At 54.9% G+C, this 5,011-nt stretch carries 4 protein-coding genes and 1 tRNA gene; 3 read left to right on the forward strand and 2 right to left on the reverse strand.

From position 1 onward, the window contains the following. Nucleotides 1-516, forward strand: a 516-nt coding sequence (locus ACZ25G_RS05090; protein ID WP_463681758.1) for a cadherin-like beta sandwich domain-containing protein, incomplete at its 5' end; no start/stop codon positions are given. Nucleotides 517-687: 171 nt separating this feature from the next. Here the strand turns inward: ACZ25G_RS05090 and ACZ25G_RS05095 are convergent. Beyond that, nucleotides 688-761: transfer RNA gene (locus ACZ25G_RS05095), tRNA-Gly, on the reverse strand. Between the two features lie 188 nt (nucleotides 762-949). Here ACZ25G_RS05095 and ACZ25G_RS05100 point away from each other — a divergent pair. Both ACZ25G_RS05100 and ACZ25G_RS05105 read left to right on the forward strand, forming a co-directional pair. Then, nucleotides 950-2,686 (forward strand): ABC transporter ATP-binding protein, encoded by a 1,737-nt coding sequence (locus tag ACZ25G_RS05100; RefSeq protein ID WP_463681759.1) that lies wholly within the window; start codon nucleotides 950-952, stop codon nucleotides 2,684-2,686. Further along, the gene (locus tag ACZ25G_RS05105) at nucleotides 2,683-4,422 is read left to right on the forward strand and encodes an ABC transporter ATP-binding protein (protein WP_463681760.1); all 1,740 of its coding nucleotides are present in this window, start codon (nucleotides 2,683-2,685) and stop codon (nucleotides 4,420-4,422) included. Before ACZ25G_RS05100 ends, ACZ25G_RS05105 begins: the two co-directional genes overlap by 4 nt. Nucleotides 4,423-4,626: 204 nt before the next feature. Here ACZ25G_RS05105 and ACZ25G_RS05110 read toward each other — a convergent pair. After that, the coding region (locus ACZ25G_RS05110; protein ID WP_463681761.1) for a zinc-ribbon domain-containing protein at nucleotides 4,627-5,011 on the reverse strand (385 nt) is incomplete at its 5' end.

Here is a 5,011-nt window from a genome sequence, read left to right on the forward strand (position 1 = left end):
CCCTCTTTAGACGACGTAACCTTTGAGGATCCCTCGGTTTCCCTGGAGCCGACCTTTGATCCGGATGTCTTCCAGTACACAGCGTCCGTTCCAAATACAGTGGAAAGCGTAATTCTCAGCTTTACCGGTGAGGTGAAAGTCACCCTCAACGGCGAAGTGTTCGCGGTGGGCCCGGATGGAAAAGTTCCCCTCTCTGTAGGAGAAAACATCATTGTGGTAACCGCTGGGGAGGATGTTTATACACTTGTGATTACCCGGGAGCAGCCGGGAGAGGTCACTGAACCTGAGGATCCCGATGAGCCCGGTACGCCTGGTACAGGGAATTCCATCGGCTCTGGGAATCAGAATTCCGGCTTCGAGTGGCCGGATAGCTGGTTTGACGGTTCCGGCGATACAGCCAACCCTTCCGGTGATAGAGAAAATCCCCAGTCTGGCGACGCAAGCCGCATCCCGGCGGCATTGGTGCTGCTGGCAGCAAGCGCAGGCGCGGTCCTCCTGATTAGACGGAAAAAATAGGCGTTCATCCGATCGCTGCATAAAAAGTGAATTCTCCCCCGGGGCCATATAACCCTGGGGGAGAACTTTCTTTTTCCGGCTTTTTTGACCAAACAATGACAAAAACTAGATTTTGGCAAAAATAAAAAGGCCACAAACAGCTTAAATAAGCCATTTATAGCCTTTTCAGTATGGAGCGGGCAACGGGAATCGAACCCGCAACCTCAGCTTGGGAAGCTGATGTTTTACCACTAAACTATGCCCGCCGAATATCCTTATTTTATACCATTGGAAGAAAAAAGGCAAGAGGTATTTTCACGATGAAATTTTATGAGATGAAAGCACCCAAATCATTTGAAAAGATGGGGAAAATAATAAAACAAGAAAAACAATGGTTGAACCAGTTGAAATGTGGTAAAATCATAGGGAAATACAGATGAGATGGAATGATGGCATGAAAAAATTAGCGAGATACCTCCGGCACTTTAAAAAAGAGGTAATCCTGGGCCCCTTTTTTAAACTGCTGGAAGCAATTTTTGAACTGATTGTCCCCCTTGTGATGGCAAAGATCATTGACGTGGGCGTCAAAAACGGGGACACCCAGTATGTTCTCATCATGGGCGGGGTCATGGTGGTGCTGGGAATCGCAGGCCTTGGTTTTGCGTTGATCTGCCAATATTTTGCCGCCCGGGCGTCCCAGGGAGTTGGCACCCTCCTGCGCAATGACCTGTTTGCCCATATCCTTTCCCTCTCCCATGGTGAGGTGGATAGGTTCGGTACCCACTCCCTGATTACCCGCATCACCAATGACGTCAACCAGATCCAATTGGCGGTGGCCATGCTGATCCGTTTGGTAGTTCGCGCGCCCTTCTTGGTCATCGGCGCTGCGGTTATGGCCATGATGCTGGACCTACAGCTCTCCCTGGTCTTTCTGGCGGCGGCTCCGCTGGTTGCCCTGGCCCTCTATTTCGTTATGAGCCGGAGCATTCCCTTTTACCGCGTGATTCAGAAGAAGCTGGATCGTATCTCCCTCATCACCCGTGAAAACCTGGAGGGGGCCCGGGTGATCCGCGCTTTTTCCAAGCAGGAAGCGGAACAAAAGCGATTTGAGCAGGCCACGGAGGACGCGATGGACTCCTCGGTGAGGGTGGGGAAGATCTCGGCCTTATTAAATCCGCTGACCTTTGCCATTATGAACATTGCCATTGTGGCCATCATCTGGTTTGGGGGACTGCGGGTCAACGCCGGGTCCCTGAGCCAGGGGCAGATCATTGCCTTTGTCAACTATATGACCCAAATCCTTCTGGCCCTGGTGGTGGTAGCCAACCTGGTGGTCATCTTTACCAAAGCTTCCGCCAGCGCCGCCCGGATCAATGAGGTGCTGGAGACCCAGCCTGCCATTGCGGACAGGGCACAGGACAGGATGCCAGCCCCGTATCATGGCCCTAAAATTCAGTTTCAGGACGTGTCTTTTTCCTATCCCGACGCGGAAGAAGCCTCCCTCTCCCATATTAGCGCGGAGATGCTGCCGGGGCAGACCATCGGCATCATTGGCGGCACCGGTTCTGGAAAGTCCACGCTGGTCAGCCTGATTCCCCGGTTTTATGATGTAACCCAAGGAGCTGTTTTGGTAGACGGGGTGGATGTGCGGGACTACCCTCTGGAGCGGCTGCGCCAGCAGATTGGCGTTGTGCCGCAGCAGGCGGTGCTTTTTTCCGGCACCTTGGAGGAAAATATGCGCTGGGGGAATGAGAACGCGACCCAAGAGCAGATCGCCAAAGCCCTGCGGGTGGCCCAGGCGGAGGAATTTGTATCCAAGCTCCCCGACGGGTGGCAGACCAAGATCGCTCAGGGCGGCAAGAACCTGTCAGGAGGCCAGCGGCAGCGGCTCACCATCGCCCGGGCGCTGGTGCGGGAGCCGGAAATCCTCATTTTGGATGACAGCGCCAGCGCTCTGGATTTTGCCACTGACGCGGCTCTGCGCAAATCCCTGCAGGAGGAAACCCAGGGCATGACGGTGATTATGGTATCCCAGCGGGCTCACACCATCCGCCAGGCAGATCAGATCATTGTCCTGGATGATGGAGAGGTGGCCGGGGTGGGCACCCACGATGAGCTTTTCCAGGGATGCGAAGCCTATCGGGAGATCGTCCTCTCCCAGCAGAAAGAGAAGGAGGCGTCCGGCCGATGAAAGACAGTACCTGGAAGGTAGGGAAGCGGATCCTTTCCTATACCAAACCCTATGGCGGATACCTGGCCGGAGGCCTTGTCTGCGCTGTCATCAGCGTCCTGCTTTCCCTGTGGCTGCCCGTGCTCATCGGCAACGCTGTGGATCAGATCATAGGCCCTGGCCAGGTCCGGTTCTCGGCCATCTGGCCTATCCTGGTCAAAATGGGGGCGGCCATTGCGGTCAGCGCCCTCTTTTCCTGGATGATGACCGCCTGTACCAATACAGTATCCTACCGGACGGTGAAGGATATCCGGGACGACGCGTTTCAGAAGCTGTCCCGGGTTCCCCTGCGGGCCATTGACGGCCAGTCTCACGGGGATCTGATCGCTCGGGTGGTCACCGATACCGACATGATTTCCGATGGGCTACTTCAGGGCTTTACCCAGCTTTTTAGCGGCGTCGTCACCATCCTGGGCACCCTGGGCTTTATGCTGTCGGTCAATGTCCACATCGCTTTGGTGGTGGTTGTCCTGACCCCGCTCTCCCTCTTTGTGGCCTCTTTTATTGCGCGGCGTTCCCACAAAATGTTCACGGCCCAGTCATCTGCCCGGGGAGAGATCACCGGCGTGGTGGAGGAGATGGTGGGCAACCAAAAGGTGGTGAAGGCCTTTGGCTATGAGCAGCGGGCCCAGAAACAGTTTGAAGAGATCAACAGCCGCCTCTACGACTGCGGGGTAAAGGCTCAGTTTTATTCCTCCCTGACCAATCCCTGTACCCGCTTTGTCAACGCCATGGTCTATGCCGCGGTGGGCATCTTCGGCGCCCTTTCCGCTATGGGCGGCAGCCTGAGCGTCGGGCAGCTTTCCAGTTTCCTTTCCTATGCCAACCAATACACCAAGCCCTTTAATGAGATCACCGGCGTCATCACCGAGCTGCAGACCGCCTTTGCCTCGGCCAGAAGGGTATTCCACCTGCTGGATGAAGAAGCAGAGCCCTCAGATGCCGGCGGCAAGGTGCTGGAGCACTGCGACGGCCGGGTCAGTCTGGAACATGTGGACTTTTCCTATCAGCCGGAAAAACCGCTGATCCAGGACCTGAACCTCCAGGTCAGCCCTGGGCAGAAGATTGCCATCGTAGGCCCTACCGGCTGCGGCAAGACCACCATGATTAACCTCCTCATGCGCTTTTACGACCCGGATCAAGGGAAAATCTGGGTCAGCGGCCAGGATATCATGGGGCTGACCCGCCAGAGCCTCCGGGCCCAGTATGGCATGGTGCTGCAGGATTCCTGGCTCTTCAGCGGAACGGTAGCGGAGAACATCGCCTACGGCAGGCCCGACGCCTCCCGGGAGGAGATTGTGGCGGCGGCCAAAGCGGCCCACGCCCACAGCTTTATCCGCCGACTGCCCCAGGGCTACGATACCATGATCTCCGGAGAGGGGGAGAATATTTCCCAGGGCCAGCGCCAGCTTTTATGTATTGCCCGGATCATGCTGACCCACCCGCCCATGCTCATCCTGGATGAGGCTACCTCCTCCATCGATACTCGAACCGAGGCCCGAATCCAAAAGGCCTTTGAGGAGATGATGGAGGGACGCACCAGCTTTATTGTAGCTCATCGTCTTTCCACCATCCGGGAGGCGGATGTGATCCTGGTCATGCGGGACGGCCATATTGTGGAGATGGGGAACCATGAGCAGCTGCTTCAGAAAAATGGATTTTATGCGAAGCTATATAACAGCCAGTTTGCCCAATAGAGGGGTGGTTCTTTCATTCCCTCTGGATGTTGAAAAAGACCTGAAGCCAAAAATGCTTCAGGTCTTTTGTACTGTGCTGGCCTTTTGACAAGAGAGAACCCTTGCAGGCATCAGGCTGCTATGATGATCCCTACTACAAAAAGGGGCAAAAGCTCAAGAAGGCCGCGGCCGATTGTAGCTGCCCCAAGGGTCAGGATATGGATCTTAAGGGAGCTTTTTGCCGCAACGATTGCAGAATTCAAAGTCTTTCGCAACGGGAGCTCCGCAATAGGGGCAAAAGTTATGATCGGCGCCGTCTATTTGTTGCGTGGAGTTTTGCTGATCGCCGAAACGCTGGTTCAGCGGATCCGTTTCTTCGCTGGCGTCGGTAATATCATATGCGGAATAGCGGTTTTTTCTGGTAGCATTTTTAAAATTATAAACTGTTGTTACGACTGCGACACCGGTCCAAAGCACACCAAACATCGCAAATAGACCGTTTGCCTGGGCAGCCAGAACCGTCCAGAAGATGCCGAAGCCGATCATAAAAATTCCAACCACACCACCCATCATAGATGGACCTCTGCCAGGTTTTATACTTTTCATTTGA

It is taken from the genome of Zongyangia sp. (assembly GCF_965361945.1).